Source organism: Massilia sp. BGA-UO-ETr-WB1, assembly GCF_059567845.1.
Genome location: NZ_JCAQOT010000026.1, coordinates 840,782 through 859,656 on the forward strand (window position 1 = coordinate 840,782; position 18,875 = coordinate 859,656).

Sequence of the window (18,875 nt, forward strand, 5' to 3'; positions counted from 1 at the left end):
AGCACATGACCACTGTATTCGACTTCAAGGCCGACACCCTGTCCGGCGCGCCGGCCGACCTGGCGCAGTACCGCGGCAAGGTGCTGCTGATCGTAAACACCGCCAGCAAGTGCGGCTTCACGCCGCAGTACCAGGGCCTGGAAGCGGTGTACCAGCAGTTCAAGGACCAGGGCGCGGTGGTGCTGGGCTTCCCCTGCAACCAGTTCGGTTCGCAGGAGCCGGGATCGGCCGACGAGATCGGCGCCTTCTGCGAAAAGAACTACGGCGTGAGCTTCCCCATGTTCGCCAAGGTGGACGTGAACGGCAGCGGCGCGCACCCGCTGTACCAGCACCTGAAAAAAGAATCGCCCGGCCTGCTGGGCACCGAAGGCATCAAGTGGAACTTCACCAAGTTCCTGATCCGCAAAGACGGCACCGTCTACAAGCGCTACGCCCCCACCACCAAGCCGGAAGAACTGGCGGACGATATCGCGCGCCTGCTGGCCGAATAAGCCGTTCCCCGGCGCTACCCCGGCGGGGCCAGCCCCCCCGCCCGCACATCATGGTTATCGACTATCTGGCGCAGCTGTTCTCGCCGCCCTCCGACCCCAATATGCTCAGCTATGGGCTGTACGACCCCTGGCTGGTCGCACTGTCCGTACTGGTGGCGTCCTTCTCTTCCTGGATGGGTTTGCAGATGGCCGGCCAGGCCGCGGCCGCCGCCAGCGCGCGCCTGCGCAGCGCCGCGCTGCTGACCGGCAGCCTGGCGCTGGGCAGCGGCGTGTGGGCCATGCACTTCATCGGCATGCTGGCCTTCGACCTGTGCACCAGCGTCGACTACGACCGCTCCATCACCATCTGGTCCATGCTGCCCAGCGTGGCCGCCTCCTTCGTGGCGCTGTCGCTGATCAGCCGCCAGCAGATCGGCCGCTGGCAGCTGCTGGCCGGCGGCGTGCTGGTGGGCGCCGGCATCGGCGCCATGCACTACACCGGCATGGCCGCCATGCGCACCGCGCTCGAGCTGCGCTACGACCCGGCCATGTTCGCGCTGTCCATCGTGGTGGCGGTGGCGCTGGCCACGCTGGCGCTGTGGGTGCGCTTCGGCCTGAGCGCGCTGCGCGGCCGCCTGAGCGGCGCCACCCGGCTGGCCATCGCCGGCGTCATCATGGGCTGCGCCATCGCCGGCATGCACTACACCGGCATGGCGGCGGCGCGCTTCGTCGGCACCGTGCCGCCCGGCACGGCCGGCGGCGTCAGCGACGCCAGCTTCCTGGCGCTGGCCATCACCCTGATCACCGTCTCGTTCACCCTGCTGGTGCTGTCGGCCAACGGCATGCTGCGCTACCGCGCGCTGTTCATCCAGCTCAGCCAGAGCGAATCGTGGATGCGCGCGCTGCTGGCCACCGCCGTCGACGGCGTCATCACCATGGAGTCGGACGGCACCATCCGCGAGTTCAACGCGGCGGCCGAGCGCATCTTCGGCTGGCGCCGCGAGGATATCCTGGGCCGCAACGTGCGCGTGCTGATCGGCGACCCGGCGCGCTCGCAGCGCGACGGCATCCTCAGCCACCTGAACGACGGCAAGGAAGGCGTGATCGGCGAAAGCCAGGACGTGCTGGGCCTGCACAAGAGCGGCGCCCACGTCCCGCTGCGCAACGCCTACGGCCATGCGCGCCTGGCCGACAAGGACTTGTACGTCTGCTTCGTCACCGACATCAGCGAGCGCAAGGCCATGGAGCAGCAGTTGCGCGCCAGCGAGCAGCAGTTCCGCTCCCTGATCGGCAACATCCCCGGCATTTCCTACCGCAGCCTGATGGCGCCCGGCTGGCCCATGGTGTTCGTCAGCGCGGCGGTGGAAAACCTGACCGGCTACCCCGCCGCCGATTTCGTCGGCTCGCCGCCGCAGCGCAACTTCGGCGACCTGATCCACCCGGACGACCACGAGCAAGTGGCGCGCGGCCTGGCGGCGGCGGTCGAGCAGGGCCAACCCTTCGTGCTGGAATACCGCCTGCTGCACAAGGACGGCAGCATCCGCTGGATGTGGGAGAACGGCAGCGCCATCTTCAACGAGCAGGGCAAAGTGCAGTGGCTCGACGGCGTGATCCTGGACATCAGCGGCCGCCGCACCATGGAAGAGGAGCTGCGCGCGGCCAAGGAGCGCGCCGAGCAGGCCGCCGCCGCGCGCGCCGCCTTCCTGGCCAATATGAGCCACGAAATCCGCACGCCGATGAACTCCATCCTCGGCTTCACCGACGTGCTGCTGCAGGGCGAACTGGCCAACGACCAGCGGCGCCACCTGAACACGGTGCGCAACTCGGCCCGCTCGCTGCTGCGCCTGCTCAACGAAATCCTCGACACGGCCAAGCTGGACAAGGGCGCGGTGGAACTGGAACTGGCCGACTACAACCTGCTGGCCCTGATCGACGAGCTGTCCTCCACCATGGGCAGCAACGCCGGCGCGAAAGGCCTGAAACTGTCGATCGCCTACGACCCGGCCATGCCGCACAGCCTGCACGGCGACGAACTGCGGGTGCGCCAGGTGCTCAGTAATTTGCTGGGTAACGCCATCAAGTTCACCGCCCACGGCAACGTCACGCTGGCGGTGGCGCGCGAGAACGGACCGGACGGCGACTGCGTGCACTTCATCGTCAGCGACACCGGCATCGGCATCCCGGCCAACCGCCTGGCCGCCATTTTCGAGCCCTTCACCCAGGCCGACGCGTCGATGAACCGGCGCTTCGGCGGCACCGGGCTGGGCACCACCATCTGCAAGCAGCTGGCCGAACTGATGGGCGGCCAGATCTGGGCCACCAGCACCGAGGGCCACGGCAGCGCCTTCCACGTGGTGCTGCCGCTGATCCCGGCCGCCAGCCAGCCGGCGCAGCAGCGCCCGGCGCCGTCCATCAAGCTGCCGCCGCTGAACATCCTGGCGGCCGACGACGTGCCGCAAAACCTGGAGCTGCTCACCCTCCTGCTCGGCAAGCAGGGCCACAGCATCACCGGCGCCAGCGACGGCCTGATCGCCGTGCAGCTGGCCGCCGAGGGCCGCTTCGACGTGATCCTGATGGACGTGCAGATGCCGGGCATGGACGGCCTGGAGGCCACGCGCCGCATCCGCGCGCAGGAAGCGCAGCTGGGCCGTCCGCGCGTGCCCATCATCGCCATGACCGCCAGCGTGCTGGAGAAAGACCGCGAAGCGACCAATGCGGCCGGCATGGAAGGCTTTGCGCCCAAGCCGGTGGACATGCACGTGCTGGGCCGCGAACTGGCGCTGGTGCTGGGCATCGCCATCGACGAGGAAGCGGCCGACAGCAGCGCGCATCCGCTGCTGCAGGTGCTGAACCACGCGCACGCGCTGCACCGCTGGGCCGGCGATGAGCGCGTCTACCACCGCGCGCTGGGCAGCTTCGCCGCCGACCGCGCGCACGCCATGCAGGAACTGCGGCAACTGGGCGGCCTGGCTGGCGCGAATGGCGATGACGCCGGCGTTGCCGATCTCGCCGAAGCATCGGCGCTGGCGCACCAGCTCAAGGGCGCGGCCGGCAACCTGGGCCTGGAACAGCTGGCCGTGGCGCTGGACCGGCTCGAAAACGCGTGGCGCGGCGGCGCGGCGGCCACGCCGACAGCCGCGGCGGCGCTGCTCGACGCGGCGGAGCAGCGCCTGGCCGAAGCCATTGCGGCCATCGGCAAGCTGCTCGCCACATCCGCCGCCACATCCGCCACCGCCGCTCCGCCCGCAGCGCCGCAAGCGCTGGATGAAGCGCTGGTGGGCCGTCTCGGCGCCACCCTGCAGCGCTCCATCGACATTGGCGCCTTCGACGAAGCCACCATGGAACAACTGGCGCAGGCCCTGGCCTCGCATGTCCCGCCCCAGCGCCTGCAGGAACTGCAGCAAGCGATAGACGATTTCGATTTCACCGCGGCCCACGCGCGGCTGGAGGCGCTGCTGGCGTCCTGCCTGCCCGCGCCGGCCGGGAGCACACCATGATCCAAGCACCCAAGCGCCTTCCCGTCATTCTCGCGGTCGACGACGAGTCGACCAATCTCCAGCTGCTGCGCCAGATCCTGCAGGAGCGCTACAGCCTGCTGTTCGCCAAGGACGGCCCGCGCGCGCTGGAGCTGGCCGCCAAGGAGCAGCCCGACCTGATCCTGCTGGACGTGATGATGCCCGACATGACCGGCTACGAAGTGTGCCGGCGCCTGAAGGCCGATCCCGCCACCGAGGGCATCCCGGTCATCTTCGTCACCGCGCTCACCGACAGTACCGACGAGGTGGACGGCTTCGAAGCCGGCGCGGTGGACTACATCACCAAGCCGGTCAGCCCGGCCGTGGTGAAGGCGCGCGTGCGGCTGCACCTGTCGCTGGTGCGGCTGGACGAACTGAAGGCGAGCCGCCTCGAGATCGTGCAGCGCCTCGGCCTGGCCGCCGAATACAAGGACAACGAAACCGGCCTGCACGTGATCCGCATGAGCCACTACACGCGCCTGCTCGCCATCGCCTGCGGCATGGACGAGGACGACGTGGACGACCTGTTCAACGCCGCGCCGATGCACGACATCGGCAAGATCGGCATCCCCGACCGCATCCTGCAAAAGCCCGCCAAGCTGGACGAGGAGGAATGGCGCGTGATGCAGAGCCACCCCACCATCGGCGCCGACATCATCGGCCGCCACGCCACCGGCATGCTGGCGGTGGCCTGCCAGGTGGCGCAGAACCACCACGAAAAATGGGACGGCAGCGGCTATCCGCACGGCCTGAAAGGCGAACAGATTCCGCTGGCCGGCCGCATCGTCGCCGTGGCCGACGTGTTCGACGCGCTCACCTCGGTGCGCCCTTACAAGCAAGCGTGGAGCGTGGAGCAGGCCTGCGACTACCTGCGCGCCCAGCGCGGCCTGCATTTCGACCCGCAGCTGGTGGACCTGTTCCTGACGCAGCTGCCGGCTGTCGCGGAAATCATGGAAAAATGGGCGGAACGTTAAAATAATCAGGATTGTGCAGTGACTTTTACGCAATAATGTGAATGGGAACGATTTGGGCTGGACGGAAACCTATGCCATTGTTGGGGAAATTGCTGTCGTTGTGGATGCGCATGGGGATCTACGCCAGGCTTTTCATCCCTATCTTATTGCTAGTGACTATCATCGTCAGCGTGCGCTATACGCTGATGACCGAATCCGAATCGGCCACCGCGCGCCAGCGCTACGAAGTCGAAGCGCAGCAGCTCGCCCAATACCTGGCGGCCGCCCTCAAGCCCTTGCAGCGCGAACGCAACGGCCTGGCCATCGCCGCACTGCTGGCCGGCGCCGCCGCGCACAACCCTGACCTGGCGATGGTGCGCTGGGAGCATGGCGGCAACGCCGTCGCCTCCGCCGGCGCCACGCCCCTGCCCGACCTGGCCCATCCTTCCTGGCTGGGCAACGTGACGGCCATCGAGCCGCTCTACCTCAACTTGCGCGTACCGCTGCACGAAGCAGGCGGCGCCGGCGGTGCAGGCGCCGGCCTTGCCCCCGGCACGCTGTCGCTGTGGTTCCATCCCACCCAGCCGCTGAACCGCGTATGGCGCGCGCTGCGCCAGCAGGCCGGCATCTCGGTGCTGAACATCGTCACCATTTACGTGCTGCTCGGCCTGCTGATTTACCTGAACCGGCGCATGCAGCTGCGCCTGGAGAATGCCACCGGCCGTTTCCAGAACGGTGAACTGGGCGTGCGCATGCCGGTCCATGGCTCGCCGGAAGCGCGCGCCATGGCCACCACCTTCAACAGCATGGCCAGCCAGGTGCAGGCGCTGGTGCACTCGCTGCAGGAACAGAAGGAGCGCATCGAGGTGACGCTGGCCTCGATCGGCGACGCCGTCATCGTCACCGGGCTCGATGGCCGCATCGAAAGCATGAACGAGGCGGCGCAGCAGCTCACCGGCTACAGCACGGAACAGGCGCGCGGCAGGCAGCTGCACGCGGTGTTCACACTGGCCAACAACTTCGGCCACCAGGCGCTGAAGCGCACCATGCAAAGCATCTACGCCGGCGGCGCGGTGGTGCGCGCCAAGAACCAGACCCTGCGCCAGCAGTCCGGCGCCAGCTTCGTCATCGAATACACCATCGCTCCCATCCGCCGCAACGAGGGCGGCGCGGCAGGCGTGCAAGCCGGCGTGCAAGGGATTGTGCTGGTGTTCCGCGACGTAAGCGAGAAGAAACAGCTGATACAGCAAATGTCCTGGCAAAGCCAGCATGACTTGCTGACCGGCCTGCCCAACCGCAGCGCGCTGGCGGCGCGCTTCGAGCACGAACTGGAACTCGCGCGGCAGGGCGACAATGGCCACGCCATGCTGGCCGTGTGCATGCTGGACCTGGACCATTTCCAGCAGGTGAATGAGCGCGGCGGCCACGCACTGGGCGACGAAATCCTCAAGCAGGCCGCAGGCCGCCTGCACAGCTTCGCCGGTCCGCGCCACTACGCCGCGCGCCTGGGCGGCGACGAGTTCGTGCTGCTGCTGCCGGACCAGTCCGACCAGGCCGCCGTCGAGCGCACGCTGGCGCAGCTGCTCGCGCTGCTGGGCCGGCCCTACCACTGCGAAACGCAAACCTTGTCGGTGCCCGCCAGCGCCGGCGTCACGCTCTACCAGGGCGGCGACATCAGCGCCGACAACCTGCTGCGCCACGCGGACCAGGCGCTGTACCAGGCCAAGATCACCGGCCGCAACAAGGTGCACTTCTTCGACGTCCACCTGGACGAACAGGTGCGCACGCACCACAACCGCCGCACCGAAATCCGCGCCGCGCTGCGCGCCGACGAACTATGCCTGTACTACCAGCCCAAGCTGGACATGCGCGCCGGCCGCATCATCGGCATGGAAGCGCTGCTGCGCTGGCGCCACCCGCAGCGCGGCATCGTCGGGCCGATGGAGTTCCTGCCGGTGGTCGAGCACACCGACCTGATCGTGGAAATCGGCGACATGGTGCTGCGCCACGCGCTGCGCCAGCTGGAGCTGTGGCGCGCCAGCCACCCGGACTGGGTGGTGAGCGTGAACATCGCCGCGCGCCATTTCCAGCGCACCGACTTCGTGCCGCGCCTGACCGCCATCCTGGCCGAATTCCCCGGCGTGCCGCCGCGCATGCTGGAGCTGGAGATCCTGGAATCGTCGGCGCTGGCGGACATCGGCCACGTGCGCGCCATCATGCTCGAATGCCAGGCGCTCGGCATCCGTTTCGCGCTGGACGATTTCGGCACCGGCTACTCGTCCATGTCCTACCTGAAGCGGCTGCCCGCCGAAGTGCTGAAGATAGACCAGAGCTTCGTGCGCAACATGCTGGTGGACCGCGACGACCTGCACCTGGTGTCGGCCGTCATCGGCCTGGCGCGCGCCTTCAACCGCAGCGTGATCGCCGAAGGCGTGGAGACCGTGGAACACGGCGCCCAGCTGATGCGGCTGGGCTGCGAGCTGGCGCAAGGCTACGGCATCGCAAGGCCCATGCCGGCCGACGACGTGCTGGCGTGGACCGCCAACTTCGCCAGCACGCCCGCCTGGCAGCGCGCCGCCCGGCTGCCCATCGACGGCATGAGCGGCGCCCCCAGCATTCCCTACGCCGCCCTGCCCAGCGCCTGATCGATCAGTTCTATCCAGTGCTGCACCGGCGTTTCGGTGCCGGACTGCAGATGCGTGAGGCAGCCGATATTGGCCGATACGATCCTCTTCGCGCCGGTGGCTTCCAGGTTCTCCAGCTTGCGGTCGCGCAGCTGCTTTGACAGCTCCGGCTGCAGCATCGAATACGTGCCCGCCGAGCCGCAGCACAGATGGCTGTCCGCGCACAGCACCACGTCCACGCCCACGGCGCGCAGCACGCCCTCCACCTTGCCGCGTATCTGCTGCCCGTGCTGCAGGGTGCACGGCGGATGGAAGGCCACGCGCTCCGCGATGCGGCCCTGCATTCTTTGCGCCAGCTCCGCCTCGAACGCCGGCATCACCTCGCTCAGATCCCTGGTCAGCCCGGAAATGCGGCGCGCTTTCTCCGCGTAGGCAGGATCATGCGCCAGCAGATGGCCGTACTCCTTGACGGTCACGCCGCAGCCGGACGCCGTCATCACGATGGCCTCGACCGGCGCCACGCCAGCCTCGCCCGCCACATAAGGCCACCACGCATCGACATTGCGGCGCATGTCGTCCAGCCCGCCGTCCTGGTCGTTCAGGTGGTAGCGCAGCGCGCCGCAGCAGCCGGCCTTGGGCGCCGCGATCAACTGCACGCCCAGCGCATCCAGCACGCGCGCGGCGGCCGAGTTGATGTTGGGCGCCATGCCCGGCTGCACGCAGCCTTCCAGCACCAGCATCTTGCGCGCATGGCTGCGCGCCGGCCTGCGTCCCGCCGCTGCGGCCGGCGGCAGCTTGTCCTGCAGCGACGGCGACAGCACCGGCTTGAACAGGCGCCCCATGGCCAGCGCCGGTTCGAACAGCCAGCGGCGCGGCAAGGCCTCCTTCAGCACGTAGCGCTTGATGCGGTCGGCCAGCGGCCGCTGCACGCGCTGTTCCACCACCTTGCGGCCGATGTCGGCCAGGCGGCCATACTGCACGCCGGACGGACAGGTGCTCTCGCAGTTGCGGCAGGTCAGGCAGCGGTCCAGGTGGGTCTGCGTTTTCTGCGTGACGGGCGCGCCTTCCAGTACCTGCTTGATCAGGTAGATGCGTCCGCGCGGGCCATCCAGCTCGTCGCCCAGCAGCTGGTAGGTGGGGCACGTGGCGGTGCAAAAGCCGCAATGCACGCAGGCGCGCAGGATGGCCTCGGCCTCGTCGCCTTCGCGCGTGTTCTTGATGAAGTCTGCCAGATTGGTTTGCATAGTATCGCTATCTACATGCGGCCGGGGTTGAAGATGCCGGCCGGGTCGAAGGCCTGCTTGAGACGCTGATTGATCTTCGCCACGGCGGGCGCCAGCGGATGGAATGCGCCGGCGCTTTTGTCCCCTGCGCGGAACAGCGTGGCGTGGCCGCCGGCGGCCGCCACCGTGCGGCGGACGTCCTGCGCCGCATCCGCACCCGGCGCAGCGGCCACTTTCAGCCAGCGCTGCGCGCCGCCCCATTCGATCAGTTGTTCGCCTTTCAGGATGATCGCGCTGGCTGCCGGCGGCACCGACAGCCGCCACAGCGCACCGCCGCCGAAGTAGCTATGCGACTGGTCGCGCAGGCTGGCCCAGAGCGCCGCCGCTTCGCCATCATCGACGCGAACCCCGTCCATCGTGCCGCCTGCGGCACCTGCGCCGCCCATGCGCGCCAATGCCGCGCGCACCGCCGCCTCCGCGCCCGACAGCCGCACCATCAGCACGCCATGATGCCAGCAGCTGGCCGACAGCGGCAAGGGCTGCCCGGCCCATTCGTTCAGGCGCCGCAGCGCATCGATCTCGCTCAACTCAAAACGCAGCGTCGCCTCGCACACCGGCAGCGGCAGCACCTTGAGCGACACCTCCAGTATCAGTCCCAACGTGCCCATCGAGCCGGCCAGCAGGCGCGAAACGTCATAGCCCGCCACGTTCTTCATCACCTGCCCGCCGAAGTTCAGCACCTCGCCCTTGCCGTCCATGAGCTTCGCGCCCAGCACAAAGTCGCGCACGCCGCCAGCGCTGGCGCGGCGCGGCCCGGCGAGGCCGCTGGCCACCACCCCGCCGATGGTCGATCCGGCGCCGTAACGCGGCGGCTCGAACGCCAGCATCTGCCCGTTGGCGGCCAGCAGCGCCTCCACCTCGGCCAGCGGCGTGCCGCAGCGCACGGTAATCACCAGTTCGGTCGGCTCGTAATCCACCACGCCCGTGTAGGCGCGGGTATCGAGCACGGCGCCGGCGGTTTCATTTCCATACCAGTCCTTCGTGCCGCCGCCGCGCACGCGCAACGGCGCTCCGGCTTCAACGGCGGCCAGCACCTGCGCGCGGAATTGTTCCAAGATCGTTTGCATGTGGCTCCGATTAAAAACGCGGCAAACCGGCGTGCGGCAGCAGGCCCGCCGTCACGCGCATTTTGCCGAACTCCGCGCAGCGGTTCAGGGTGGGAATGGCCTTGTTCGGATTGAGCAGCATGGCCGGATCGAAGGCGCGCTTGACGCTGAAGAAGGCCTCCAGCTCGGCGGGCTTGAACTGCACGCACATGGAGTCGATCTTCTCGATGCCCACGCCGTGTTCGCCGGTGATGGTGCCGCCCACTTCCACGCACAGCGCCAGGATCTCGGCGCCGAAGGCCTCGGCGCGCTCCAGTTCATCCGGCTGGTTCGCATCGAATAAAATCAGCGGATGCAGATTGCCGTCGCCCGCGTGGAATACGTTGGCGCAGCGCAGGCCGTACTTCGCCTCCATCTGCTCGATGCCGATCAATACCCGCGCCAGGTGCTTGCGCGGGATGGTGCCGTCCATGCAGTAATAGTCCGGCGAAATGCGGCCCGCGGCCGGGAAAGCGTTCTTGCGGCCGGACCAGAACTTGAGCCGCTCCGCCTCGCTCCGCGACACCTGGATGGCGCTGGCGCCGGCCGCTTCCAGCACCGCCGTCATGCGCGCGATCTCCTCCTCCACCTCTTCCAGCGTGCCGTCCGCCTCGCACAGCAGGATGGCGGCGGCGTCGGTGTCGTAGCCCGCCTTCACGAAGGGCTCCACCATGCGCGACGAGGTTCGGTCCATCATCTCCAGGCCGGCAGGGATGATGCCCGCCGCGATCACCTTGGCCACCGCGTTGCCGCCGGTGACCACGTCGCCGAAGGACGCCATGATCACGCGCGCGCAGGCCGGCTTGGGCACCAGTTTCACCGTCACCTCGGTGACGATGCCCAGCATGCCCTCGGAACCGATGAAGGCCGACAGCAGGTCCAGGCCCGGCGCGTCCAGCGCCTCGCTGCCCAGCTCCACCACGTCGCCCTCGATGGTGGCCATGCGCACGCGCAGCACGTTGTGCACCGTCAGGCCGTATTTCAGGCAATGCACGCCCCCCGAGTTCTCCGCCACGTTGCCGCCTATGGTGCAGGCGATCTGCGACGACGGGTCGGGCGCGTAGTACAGCTCGTACTGCGCCGCCGCTTCCGAGATCGCCAGGTTGCGCACGCCGGGCTGCACCACCGCCGTGCGCGAATACGCGTCCATGCGCACGATACGGTTCATGCGCGCGGTGGACAGCACCACGCCGTCGGCGATCGGCATGGCGCCGCCGGACAGGCCGGTGCCCGCTCCGCGCGGCACGATGGGCACGTTCATGTCGCGGCACACCTTGAGCACCGCCAGCACCTCCTGCTCATTGGCGGGGAGCGCCACGATCATGGGCGGCTGGCGGTAGGCCGACAGGCCGTCGCACTCGTACGGCCGGGTGTCTTCCAGTTCGGACAGGATGCCGGCTGCCGGCAGCACGGCGCGCAGGGCCGCCGCGACGCTGTGCTGGCGCTCGGCCGTGAAAGCCGGCTGCGGCTTGGCTTGCTGCGTGGCTGCTTGGGTGGCTGTGGTCATGGGAGTAGAGCATATCGCCGATGAAGTACTGATTGTAAGGCACCCAAGCTGAATTTATCGTATGCTCGCTGTCATTCCAGAAATAAGGGGCAATATCATGGGCAACCGACTCTCGAAAATCGCCACCCGCACCGGCGACAACGGCACCACCGGCCTGGGCGACGGCAGCCGCACCGACAAGGACAGCCTGCGCATCCACGCCATCGGCGACGTGGACGAGCTGAACTCCAACCTCGGCCTGCTGCTCAGTGAAGCCATGCCGGACGACCTGCGCGACGAACTGGTGGGCGTACAGCACGACCTGTTCGACCTGGGCGGCGAGCTGTGCATCCCCGGCTACCAGATGATCAAGGAAGAGCACGTGGAAAAGCTGGACGGGCTGCTGGCCAAGTACAACGCCACGCTGCCGGCGCTGACCGAGTTCATCCTGCCGGCCGGCTCGCGCGCCGCCTCGATCGCCCACGTGTGCCGCACCGTCTGCCGCCGCGCCGAGCGCAGCATCGTCACCTTGGGCAAAACCGAGACCCTGCACGACCACCCGCGCCAGTACGTCAACCGCCTGTCCGACCTGATGTTCGTCCTGGCCCGCGTCCTGAACCGCTTCGCCGGCGGCAGCGACGTGCTGTGGCAGCACGAGCGCAAGAGCAAGAAGGGTTAAATTTCGAATCCTGCCTGTTGCGGCAGGCGAGCCTGCAGAAAATCCATGAACAGGCGGGCGCGCAGGGGCTGGTGGCGGCGGGAAGGGTAGAGCAAGCTGAGGTCCTGCGCTGCGCCCTGCCAGTCCGGCAGTACGCGGACAAGCTTGCGGCTTGCCAGCAGGTCGTGTATCAGCCAGGCGGGGCACAGGCCGATGCCGGCGCCCATCTCCAGGCTGTCGCGGATGGCCAGCGCGTTGTTGACGCGGTAGCGGCCATGCGTTTGCACTTGCACGCTGCGTCCGCCGTTGTGCAGTTCGACCATGCCGCCGGTGCTGAGCCAGGCGAAGCGGATGTAGTTGTGCGCCTCCAGGTCTTCGGGCCGGCCCAGCTTGGGGCAGCTTTTCAGGTAATCGGGCGATGCCACCAGCCAGCGCGGCGAGCTGGCGATCCTGCGGGCGATGGCGTTCGGCGGCAGCTCGCCGCCCAGCCGCAGCGCGACGTCGACGCCCTCTTCCACCAAGTCCACCATGCGGTCGTTCAGTATCAACTCAATTTCCATTTCCGGGTATTCCGCAAGGAATTCCTGCACCAGCGCGTTCAGGCGGAACTGGCCCAGCGCGGCCGGGGCGTTCACACGCAGCAGGCCGGAGGCGGTCTGGGTTTCGCCGCGCGCGTCGGCCACGGCTTCGGCGTAGTCTTCCAGCACGCCTTTGCCGCGCTCGTAGAAGCGCTGGCCTTGCACCGTGGGCGAGAGGCTGGAAGTGCTGCGTTCGAGCAGGCGCACGCCGAGGCTGTCTTCCAGGGCGGCGACGGTCTTGCTGACCGTGGGTTGCGTGGTGCCGTGCTCGCGCGCGACGGCGGACAGGCTGCCCAGTTCCACGGCGCGCACAAAGTACTGCAGGGAGCGGATGGTGTCCATGCCTGGCTTTCATTCGATATTGGAATGAAGCATAGTCCATTTTGGCCGCTTCCGCACAAGATTGGAATGGATGAAGATGACTGCACACTTACTCAAGGAGCAGATCATGTTCAAGACCATTGCCACTATCGGCCTTGCCGCCGCCATCGCGTCGTCCGCTTTGCCCGCCGTGGCGGCGGAGCAGTGGCAGACCAGCTGGTACGCGGCGCCGCAGCCCGGCTGGGACGCGGGCTTCGCGCTGCCGACCAATATCCCGCTTAGCCTGCAGAATCAGACCGTGCGCGAGACGCTGCGCCTCAGCGTGGGCGGGCAGCGCGTGCGGGTGGTGCTGTCGAACCGCTACGGCACGGAGCCGCTGGTGATCGGCGAAGCACAACTGGCCCGTAGCGCCGGCAGCGCGGCAGGCGGCGCTGCCGGCGCCATTGCCCCGGCGCCAGCGGGCATGCTGACGTTCGGCGGCCGGCGCTCGGTGACCGTGGCACCCGGCCAGCAAGCGGTCAGCGACGCGCTGGACTTCAGCGTGCGTGCGCTTGAACGGTTGAGCGTGTCAACCTACTTTCCGCAGCGTGCGGCGCCGTCCACTTTCCACTGGGGCGCGCAGCAGACGGCCTTTGTCGGCAGCGGCAACCAGGCCGGCGCGCGGCAGTTGGCGGGGGCGGCGCCGCTGCACGGACGCGTGTTCCTGAGCGCGATCCACGTCAGCGGCGGCGCGCCGGCAGCCGCGGCGGCGACGGGCGGCACCGTCGTCGCCTTCGGCGACTCGCTCACGGACGGCAACGGCTCCACGCCGGACCATGACCGCCGCTGGCCGGACTACCTGGCCAAACTGGCGGCAGCGCGCGGAATCGGCGTGGCCAACGCTGGCATTTCGGGCGCGCGGGTACTGGGAGACCGCATGGGCGAGCGGGCGGCAGCACGCTTCGAGCAGGACGTGCTGGCGCAGCCGGGTGTGCGCAGCGTGATCATTGCGCTGGGCATCAACGACATCGGCTGGCCCGCCAGCGGCTTTGCCCCGCACGATCCGGCCATGGAGGCCGAAACGCTGATCGCCGGCTACCGCAAGCTGATCGAGCGCGCCCGGGAACGCAAGGTGAAGGTGATCGGCGCCACCATGGCGCCATTCAAGAACGCGCTGCAAGGCACACCGTTGTCGGACCACTACAGCCCGGCCAAGGACGCCGTGCGGCGCAAGGTGAACGACTGGATACGCGGCAGCGGCGCCTTCGACGCGGTGGCGGACTTCGACGCCGTGCTGCGCGACCCGGCGCACCCGTCCCGCATGCTGCCCGCCTACGACTCGGGCGACCACCTGCACCCCGGCGACGCCGGCTACGAGGCGATGGCGAAGGCCGCTTACGAGGTGCTGTAGGGCAAGGCGCGGCGTGGGATCATGGCTCCAGCAGCCGCGCCATGCCGCGCGACATGCTGATGCGCGAGGCGTGCGAGGGATGGCTGGCGATCAGGGACTCTCCCGCGCCGGCGCCGCCGTCCGCGTCCGCGTCCGCCAGCTTGCGGTAGAAACTGAGCATGGCCGATGCCGGCCACCCGGCGCGGTGCACGAGCACCATTCCCAGCTGGTCCGCCTCTCGCTCCTGCGTGCGGGCCAGGCCCGCCAGGCGCAGTTGCAGGGACAAGTCGCTGTCCAGCCGCAGCATGACCACGTCCACCGGCACCAGCGGGCGATAAACCAGCTGCGCTTCGGACAGGAATTCGCGGGAATGTTCGGCGATGGCGTGCGCCACTTCGTGCGCCAGCAGCACCGCCAGTTCGCTGTCGTCCAGCGCCAGCCGCCGCACGAAATCGGCGCCCACCAGCAGCTTGCCGCCCGCCAGGCAGACCGCGTCGATATCCGCCCCGCTGGCCAGGTGCACTTCCCACGGCCAGGACGCCGCTTCCGGCTTCAGCTCAATGGCGGCGGCGATCAGTTCCCGGCTGATGTAGCGCAGGCGGTGCAGCAGCGCGCGGTCCGCGTCGAGCCGGCCGGCGGCGGCAAGCTCCACCACCTGCTCGATATAGCGGTCTTCCATGCGCGCGCCGACCTCCTCCGCGCCAAAGCGCAGTTCCTGCCAGCGGCCGGAGTCCGGCACCTGGGCCGGCGCGGCCTGCGGCAGCAAACATGCTGCAAGCAACACCGCAGAACAAGCGGAGCAGGCGGAATGGCGCATGGCGACCTCCCGATATTGGCATAAACCGTTTATACCAATATAGGAGAGCGCGGACGCGGCCGCAAGGCGGACTTACTTCGAATGGTTGTTTTTGACGCGAACGTAGTGTTCGGCGGAGTATTTCAAGTAGGCGATTTCTTCATCGGTGAGCTTGCGCACGCGCTTGACCGGGCGGCCCACGTACAGGTAGCCGCTTTCCAGCACCTTGCCGGGCGATACCAGGCTGCCGGCGCCGATCATGACGTGCTTTTTCACCACCACGTCGTCCATGACGATGGAACCCATGCCGATCAGGCATTCGTCGCCGATTTCGCAGCCGTGCAGGATGACCGAGTGGCCGATGGTGACGTAGTTGCCGATCACCAGCGGCGAGCCGTCCGGCTTGGCCGCGTTCTTGTGCGACACATGGCCCATGGCGAAATCCTGCACATTGCTGCACTCGCCGATGGTGATGCGGTTCACGTCCCCGCGCAGCACGGTGTTGCACCAGACCGAGGAATCGCGCCCGATGCGCACGTCGCCGATCACCTGCGCGGTGTCGTGCAGATAGACGCCATCGCCCAGCTCGGGCGAGGTGTCGAGGTAGGAACTGACTGGCATGGTTTGCGCGCCTTCGGGATCAGCCGTTGTTGACCACAAGGCGCGGCTCGTCGCCGTTCGCTGCCACAAAGCGCGCCTTGATGGAGGCGGCGATGCCGCCGGCGTCCAGGCCCACGCTGGCCAGCAGCTTGGCCGGGTCGCCATGGTCGATGAACTTGTCCGGCAGGCCGAGCATGAGCACCGGCTTGACGATGCCTTCGGCGGCCAGCGCTTCGGCCACGGCGGCGCCGGCGCCGCCCATGATGCAGCCTTCTTCCACCGTCACGAAATAATCGTGTTCGGCGGCCAGCTGCTTCACCAGTTCCACGTCCAGCGGTTTGACGAAGCGCATATTGGCCACCGTGGCGCCCAGCTGCGCGCCCGCCGCCACCGACGGCGCCACCATCGAACCGAAGGCCAGGATGGCGATCTTCTCGCCCTTGCGCTTGATTTCGCCCTTGCCGATTTCAATCGATTCCAGCTTCGGATCGATGGCCGCGCCGATGCCCGCGCCGCGCGGATAGCGGATCGCGGCCGGACCCTGGTAGTGGTAGCCGGTGGTGAGCATCTGGCGGCATTCGTTTTCGTCCGAGGCGGCCATCACCACCATGTTCGGGATGCAGCGCATGAAGGCCAGGTCGTAATTGCCGGCGTGGGTGGCGCCGTCCGCGCCCACCAGGCCGGCGCGGTCCAGCGCGAAGGTCACGTCCAGGTTCTGCAGCGCCACGTCGTGGATCAGCTGGTCGTAGCCGCGCTGCAGGAAGGTGGAGTAGATCGCCACCACCGGCTTCAGGCCTTCGCAGGCCAGGCCGGCGCCGAAAGTGACCGAGTGCTGCTCGGCGATGCCGACGTCGAAATAGCGGTCCGGGTATTCCTGCTCGAAGCGCACCATGCCCGAGCCCTCGCGCATGGCGGGCGTGATGCCGACCAGGCGCTTGTCGGCCTTGGCCATGTCGCACAGCCAGTTGCCGAACACCTCGGTGTAGGTGATCTTGCCGGCCGGGGCAGGCTTGATGCCTTCGGCCGGATTGAATTTGGGCGTGCCGTGGTACAGCACCGGCTCGGCCTCGGCCAGCTTGTAGCCCTGGCCTTTCTTGGTCACCACGTGCAGGAACTGCGGGCCCTTCAGCTTCTTGATGTTTTCCAGCGTCGGGATCAGCGATTCCAGGTCATGGCCGTCGATCGGGCCGATGTAGTTGAAGCCGAATTCCTCGAACATGGTGGCCGGAACCACCATGCCCTTGGCATGCTCCTCGAAGCGCTTGGCCAGCTCCAGCACGGGGCCGGGCAGCACCTGTTTGCCGACGTTCTTGGCGGCCGCGTAGAACTGGCCGGACATCAGGCGCGCCAGGTAGCGGTTCAGCGCGCCCACCGGCGGCGAAATCGACATGTCGTTGTCGTTCAGGATCACCAGCAGGTTCACGTCTTCCTGCACGCCGGCGTTGTTGAGCGCCTCGAAGGCCATGCCGGCGGTCATGGAGCCGTCGCCGATGACGGCGATGGCGTGGCGGTGCTCACCCTTGATCTTGGCCGCCTGCGCCATGCCCAGCGCGGCCGAAATCGACGTCGACGAGTGCGCCGTGCCGAAGGTGTCGTATTCGCTTTCCACGCGGCGCGGGAAGCCGGAGATGCCGTCCAGCTGGCGCAGCGTGTGCATCTGCTTGCGGCGGCCGGTCAGGATTTTATGCGTGTAGGTCTGGTGGCCCACGTCCCACACGATGCGGTCGTGCGGCGTGTTGAAGACGTAGTGCAGCGCGACGGTCAGTTCCACCGTGCCCAGGTTGGACGACAGGTGGCCGCCCGTCTTGGAGACGGAATCGAGCAGGTAGTTGCGCACTTCGTGCGCCAGCGGCGTGAGCTGGGTGCGCGTCAGTTTGCGCAGGTCGGCCGGGTCATTAATATTGTCTAGCAAGTTCATTCTTATGCCTTCCGCTGCACGATCAGATCCGCGAGTTCGCGTAACCGCAAAGCTTTTTCTCCAAACGGCGCGAGCGCTGCATGCGCGTCGAGCCGCAATTTTTCCGCCAGCTCGCGCGACGGCTCCAGGCCCAGTATCGAAACGTAGGTCGGCTTGTTGTCGGCCGCGTCCTTGCCGGCGGTCTTGCCCAGCGTGGCCGAATCGGCGGTGGCGTCGAGCACATCGTCCACCACCTGGAACGCCAGGCCGATGGCGCGCGCATAATCGTTCAGCGCGGTCAATTCGGTTTCTTCCAGTTCCTTGCCGGCCAGCGCGCCCAGCACCACGGAGGCGCGCAGCAAGGCGCCGGTCTTCAATTGATGCATGCGCTCGAGCTGTTCCAAGGTCAGGCTCAGGCCCACGCTGTCCAGGTCGATGGCCTGGCCGCCGCACATGCCGGCCGAGCCGGAAGCGTGCGCCAGCAGGCGCAGCATGGCCGCCAGGCGTACCGGGGGCAGCGCGGCGCCGCCGGCTGCTGCGGTTGCATCGGCCAGCACCAGGAAGGCTTGCGATTGCAGCGCGTCGCCCACCAGCAGCGCGGTGGCTTCGTCGTAGGCCACGTGCACGGTCGGCTTGCCGCGGCGCAGTTCGTCGTCGTCCATGCAGGGCATGTCGTCGTGCACCAGCGAGTAGGCGTGGATCATTTCAACGGCGGCCGCGGCGCGGCTCAGCACGGCGGCGTCGGCGCCGAACAGCGCCCCGGCCGCGTACACCAGCAGCGGGCGCACGCGCTTGCCGCCGCCCAGCAGCGCATAGCGCATCGCTTCATGCAGCTTGGCAGGCACGGCGTCGGCGGAGGGCAGGTAATCGCCCATGTCCTGCTCCATGCCGGCCTGGATGGTCTTCATCCAGTCGTGGAAAGCCGCGCTCATGCCAGCTCCTCGGCGTCGGCGAAAGGCTTAAGCATGCCGCCTTCCAGCACCTTGACCTGCGCTTCCACCTTGTCGAGCTGGCCGGCGCAGTATTTAACCAGTTCCGAACCGCGCGCATAGGCCGCGACGGACGCTTCCAGCGGCAGCTGGCCCGCTTCCATCTGCGTGACCAGTTGCGCAAGCTCCGCCATCGCTTCCTCGAAGGAGGCGGGGGCGGATGCGGCATTCACGGGATCGGCATTCAATTTCTTAGACATAAGCACTCAAATCGGTAAGGCCGGGCGGCGTTCAGGGACCGCCAGCGCAGT

The 18,875-nt window shown here is 67.8% G+C and carries 15 protein-coding genes; 6 read left to right on the forward strand and 9 right to left on the reverse strand.

All coding sequences use genetic code 11. The annotated features are described in order from the left end of the window. Positions 1–5 precede the first annotated feature (5 nt). From AC56DV_RS26160 to AC56DV_RS26175, 4 genes are all read left to right on the forward strand, one after another. Positions 6–491 (forward strand): glutathione peroxidase, encoded by a 486-nt coding sequence (locus AC56DV_RS26160; protein WP_496317131.1) that lies wholly within the window; start codon positions 6–8, stop codon positions 489–491. Positions 492–541: 50 nt separating this feature from the next. Continuing rightward, complete coding sequence (locus AC56DV_RS26165; RefSeq protein ID WP_496317132.1) at positions 542–3,967, forward strand: MHYT domain-containing protein; 3,426 nt, start codon at positions 542–544, stop codon at positions 3,965–3,967. Beyond that, on the forward strand, positions 3,964–4,959 hold the full coding sequence (locus tag AC56DV_RS26170; RefSeq protein WP_496317133.1) for an HD-GYP domain-containing protein: 996 nt from the start codon (positions 3,964–3,966) through the stop codon (positions 4,957–4,959). Before AC56DV_RS26165 ends, AC56DV_RS26170 begins: the two co-directional genes overlap by 4 nt. A gap of 152 nt (positions 4,960–5,111) precedes the next feature. Then, on the forward strand, positions 5,112–7,583 hold the full coding sequence (locus tag AC56DV_RS26175) for a putative bifunctional diguanylate cyclase/phosphodiesterase (RefSeq protein WP_496317134.1): 2,472 nt from the start codon (positions 5,112–5,114) through the stop codon (positions 7,581–7,583). Here the strand turns inward: AC56DV_RS26175 and glcF are convergent. From glcF to AC56DV_RS26190, 3 genes are read right to left on the reverse strand one after another with little or no spacing between them, the layout of a single operon-like run. Beyond that, positions 7,559–8,806, reverse strand: coding sequence for a glycolate oxidase subunit GlcF (glcF, locus tag AC56DV_RS26180; protein ID WP_496317135.1), 1,248 nt, complete (start codon positions 8,804–8,806; stop codon positions 7,559–7,561). The two genes, AC56DV_RS26175 and glcF, sit on opposite strands and share 25 nt — an antisense overlap. An 11-nt stretch (positions 8,807–8,817) precedes the next feature. Next, positions 8,818–9,912, reverse strand: coding sequence for a glycolate oxidase subunit GlcE (gene glcE, locus AC56DV_RS26185; RefSeq protein ID WP_496317136.1), 1,095 nt, complete (start codon positions 9,910–9,912; stop codon positions 8,818–8,820). Positions 9,913–9,922: 10 nt separating this feature from the next. Beyond that, complete coding sequence (locus AC56DV_RS26190) at positions 9,923–11,437, reverse strand: FAD-linked oxidase C-terminal domain-containing protein (RefSeq protein ID WP_496317137.1); 1,515 nt, start codon at positions 11,435–11,437, stop codon at positions 9,923–9,925. Positions 11,438–11,534: 97 nt separating this feature from the next. Between AC56DV_RS26190 and AC56DV_RS26195 the strand changes: the two genes are divergently transcribed. Beyond that, positions 11,535–12,095: a cob(I)yrinic acid a,c-diamide adenosyltransferase gene (locus AC56DV_RS26195; RefSeq protein WP_496317138.1), complete on the forward strand. Its 561-nt coding sequence runs from the start codon at positions 11,535–11,537 to the stop codon at positions 12,093–12,095. On the opposite strand, the gene AC56DV_RS26200 is transcribed toward AC56DV_RS26195, so the two are convergent. Next, on the reverse strand, positions 12,092–12,994 hold the full coding sequence (locus tag AC56DV_RS26200) for a LysR family transcriptional regulator (RefSeq protein WP_496317139.1): 903 nt from the start codon (positions 12,992–12,994) through the stop codon (positions 12,092–12,094). The genes AC56DV_RS26195 and AC56DV_RS26200 overlap by 4 nt on opposite strands. Positions 12,995–13,100: 106 nt before the next feature. On the opposite strand from AC56DV_RS26200, the gene AC56DV_RS26205 reads away from it, so the two are divergent. Next, positions 13,101–14,363, forward strand: coding sequence for an SGNH/GDSL hydrolase family protein (locus AC56DV_RS26205; protein ID WP_496317140.1), 1,263 nt, complete (start codon positions 13,101–13,103; stop codon positions 14,361–14,363). A 19-nt stretch (positions 14,364–14,382) separates the two neighbouring features. On the opposite strand, the gene AC56DV_RS26210 is transcribed toward AC56DV_RS26205, so the two are convergent. The 5 genes from AC56DV_RS26210 to AC56DV_RS26230 form a co-directional block, all read right to left on the reverse strand. Continuing rightward, positions 14,383–15,108 carry a M48 family metalloprotease gene (locus tag AC56DV_RS26210; RefSeq protein WP_496317141.1) on the reverse strand — a complete coding sequence of 242 codons (726 nt, stop codon included), beginning with the start codon at positions 15,106–15,108 and terminating at the stop codon, positions 14,383–14,385. A gap of 123 nt (positions 15,109–15,231) precedes the next feature. After that, positions 15,232–15,759, reverse strand: a complete 528-nt coding sequence (locus AC56DV_RS26215) for a gamma carbonic anhydrase family protein (protein WP_496317142.1) — start codon at positions 15,757–15,759, stop codon at positions 15,232–15,234. Between the two features lie 19 nt (positions 15,760–15,778). Continuing rightward, on the reverse strand, positions 15,779–17,656 hold the full coding sequence (gene dxs / locus AC56DV_RS26220; RefSeq protein WP_496317143.1) for a 1-deoxy-D-xylulose-5-phosphate synthase: 1,878 nt from the start codon (positions 17,654–17,656) through the stop codon (positions 15,779–15,781). 2 nt (positions 17,657–17,658) lie between these two features. Next, on the reverse strand, positions 17,659–18,567 hold the full coding sequence (locus tag AC56DV_RS26225) for a polyprenyl synthetase family protein (protein ID WP_496317144.1): 909 nt from the start codon (positions 18,565–18,567) through the stop codon (positions 17,659–17,661). After that, positions 18,564–18,824 (reverse strand): exodeoxyribonuclease VII small subunit, encoded by a 261-nt coding sequence (locus AC56DV_RS26230; protein ID WP_057153238.1) that lies wholly within the window; start codon positions 18,822–18,824, stop codon positions 18,564–18,566. Before AC56DV_RS26230 ends, AC56DV_RS26225 begins: the two co-directional genes overlap by 4 nt. Between the last annotated feature and the right edge of the window lie 51 nt (positions 18,825–18,875).

Bases quoted from the DNA above. Each gene is read 5' to 3' on its own strand.
- AC56DV_RS26215 (WP_496317142.1), bottom strand. From the start codon at position 15,759: ATGCCAGTCAGTTCCTACCTCGACACCTCGCCCGAGCTGGGCGATGGC.
- AC56DV_RS26195 (WP_496317138.1), top strand. From the start codon at position 11,535: ATGGGCAACCGACTCTCGAAAATCGCCACCCGCACCGGCGACAACGGC.
- glcE (WP_496317136.1), bottom strand. From the start codon at position 9,912: ATGCAAACGATCTTGGAACAATTCCGCGCGCAGGTGCTGGCCGCCGTT.
- AC56DV_RS26225 (WP_496317144.1), bottom strand. From the start codon at position 18,567: ATGAGCGCGGCTTTCCACGACTGGATGAAGACCATCCAGGCCGGCATG.
- dxs (WP_496317143.1), bottom strand. From the start codon at position 17,656: ATGAACTTGCTAGACAATATTAATGACCCGGCCGACCTGCGCAAACTG.
- AC56DV_RS26190 (WP_496317137.1), bottom strand. From the start codon at position 11,437: ATGACCACAGCCACCCAAGCAGCCACGCAGCAAGCCAAGCCGCAGCCG.
- AC56DV_RS26200 (WP_496317139.1), bottom strand. From the start codon at position 12,994: ATGGACACCATCCGCTCCCTGCAGTACTTTGTGCGCGCCGTGGAACTG.
- AC56DV_RS26170 (WP_496317133.1), top strand. From the start codon at position 3,964: ATGATCCAAGCACCCAAGCGCCTTCCCGTCATTCTCGCGGTCGACGAC.
- AC56DV_RS26230 (WP_057153238.1), bottom strand. From the start codon at position 18,824: ATGTCTAAGAAATTGAATGCCGATCCCGTGAATGCCGCATCCGCCCCC.
- glcF (WP_496317135.1), bottom strand. From the start codon at position 8,806: ATGCAAACCAATCTGGCAGACTTCATCAAGAACACGCGCGAAGGCGAC.
- AC56DV_RS26165 (WP_496317132.1), top strand. From the start codon at position 542: ATGGTTATCGACTATCTGGCGCAGCTGTTCTCGCCGCCCTCCGACCCC.
- AC56DV_RS26205 (WP_496317140.1), top strand. From the start codon at position 13,101: ATGTTCAAGACCATTGCCACTATCGGCCTTGCCGCCGCCATCGCGTCG.
- AC56DV_RS26160 (WP_496317131.1), top strand. From the start codon at position 6: ATGACCACTGTATTCGACTTCAAGGCCGACACCCTGTCCGGCGCGCCG.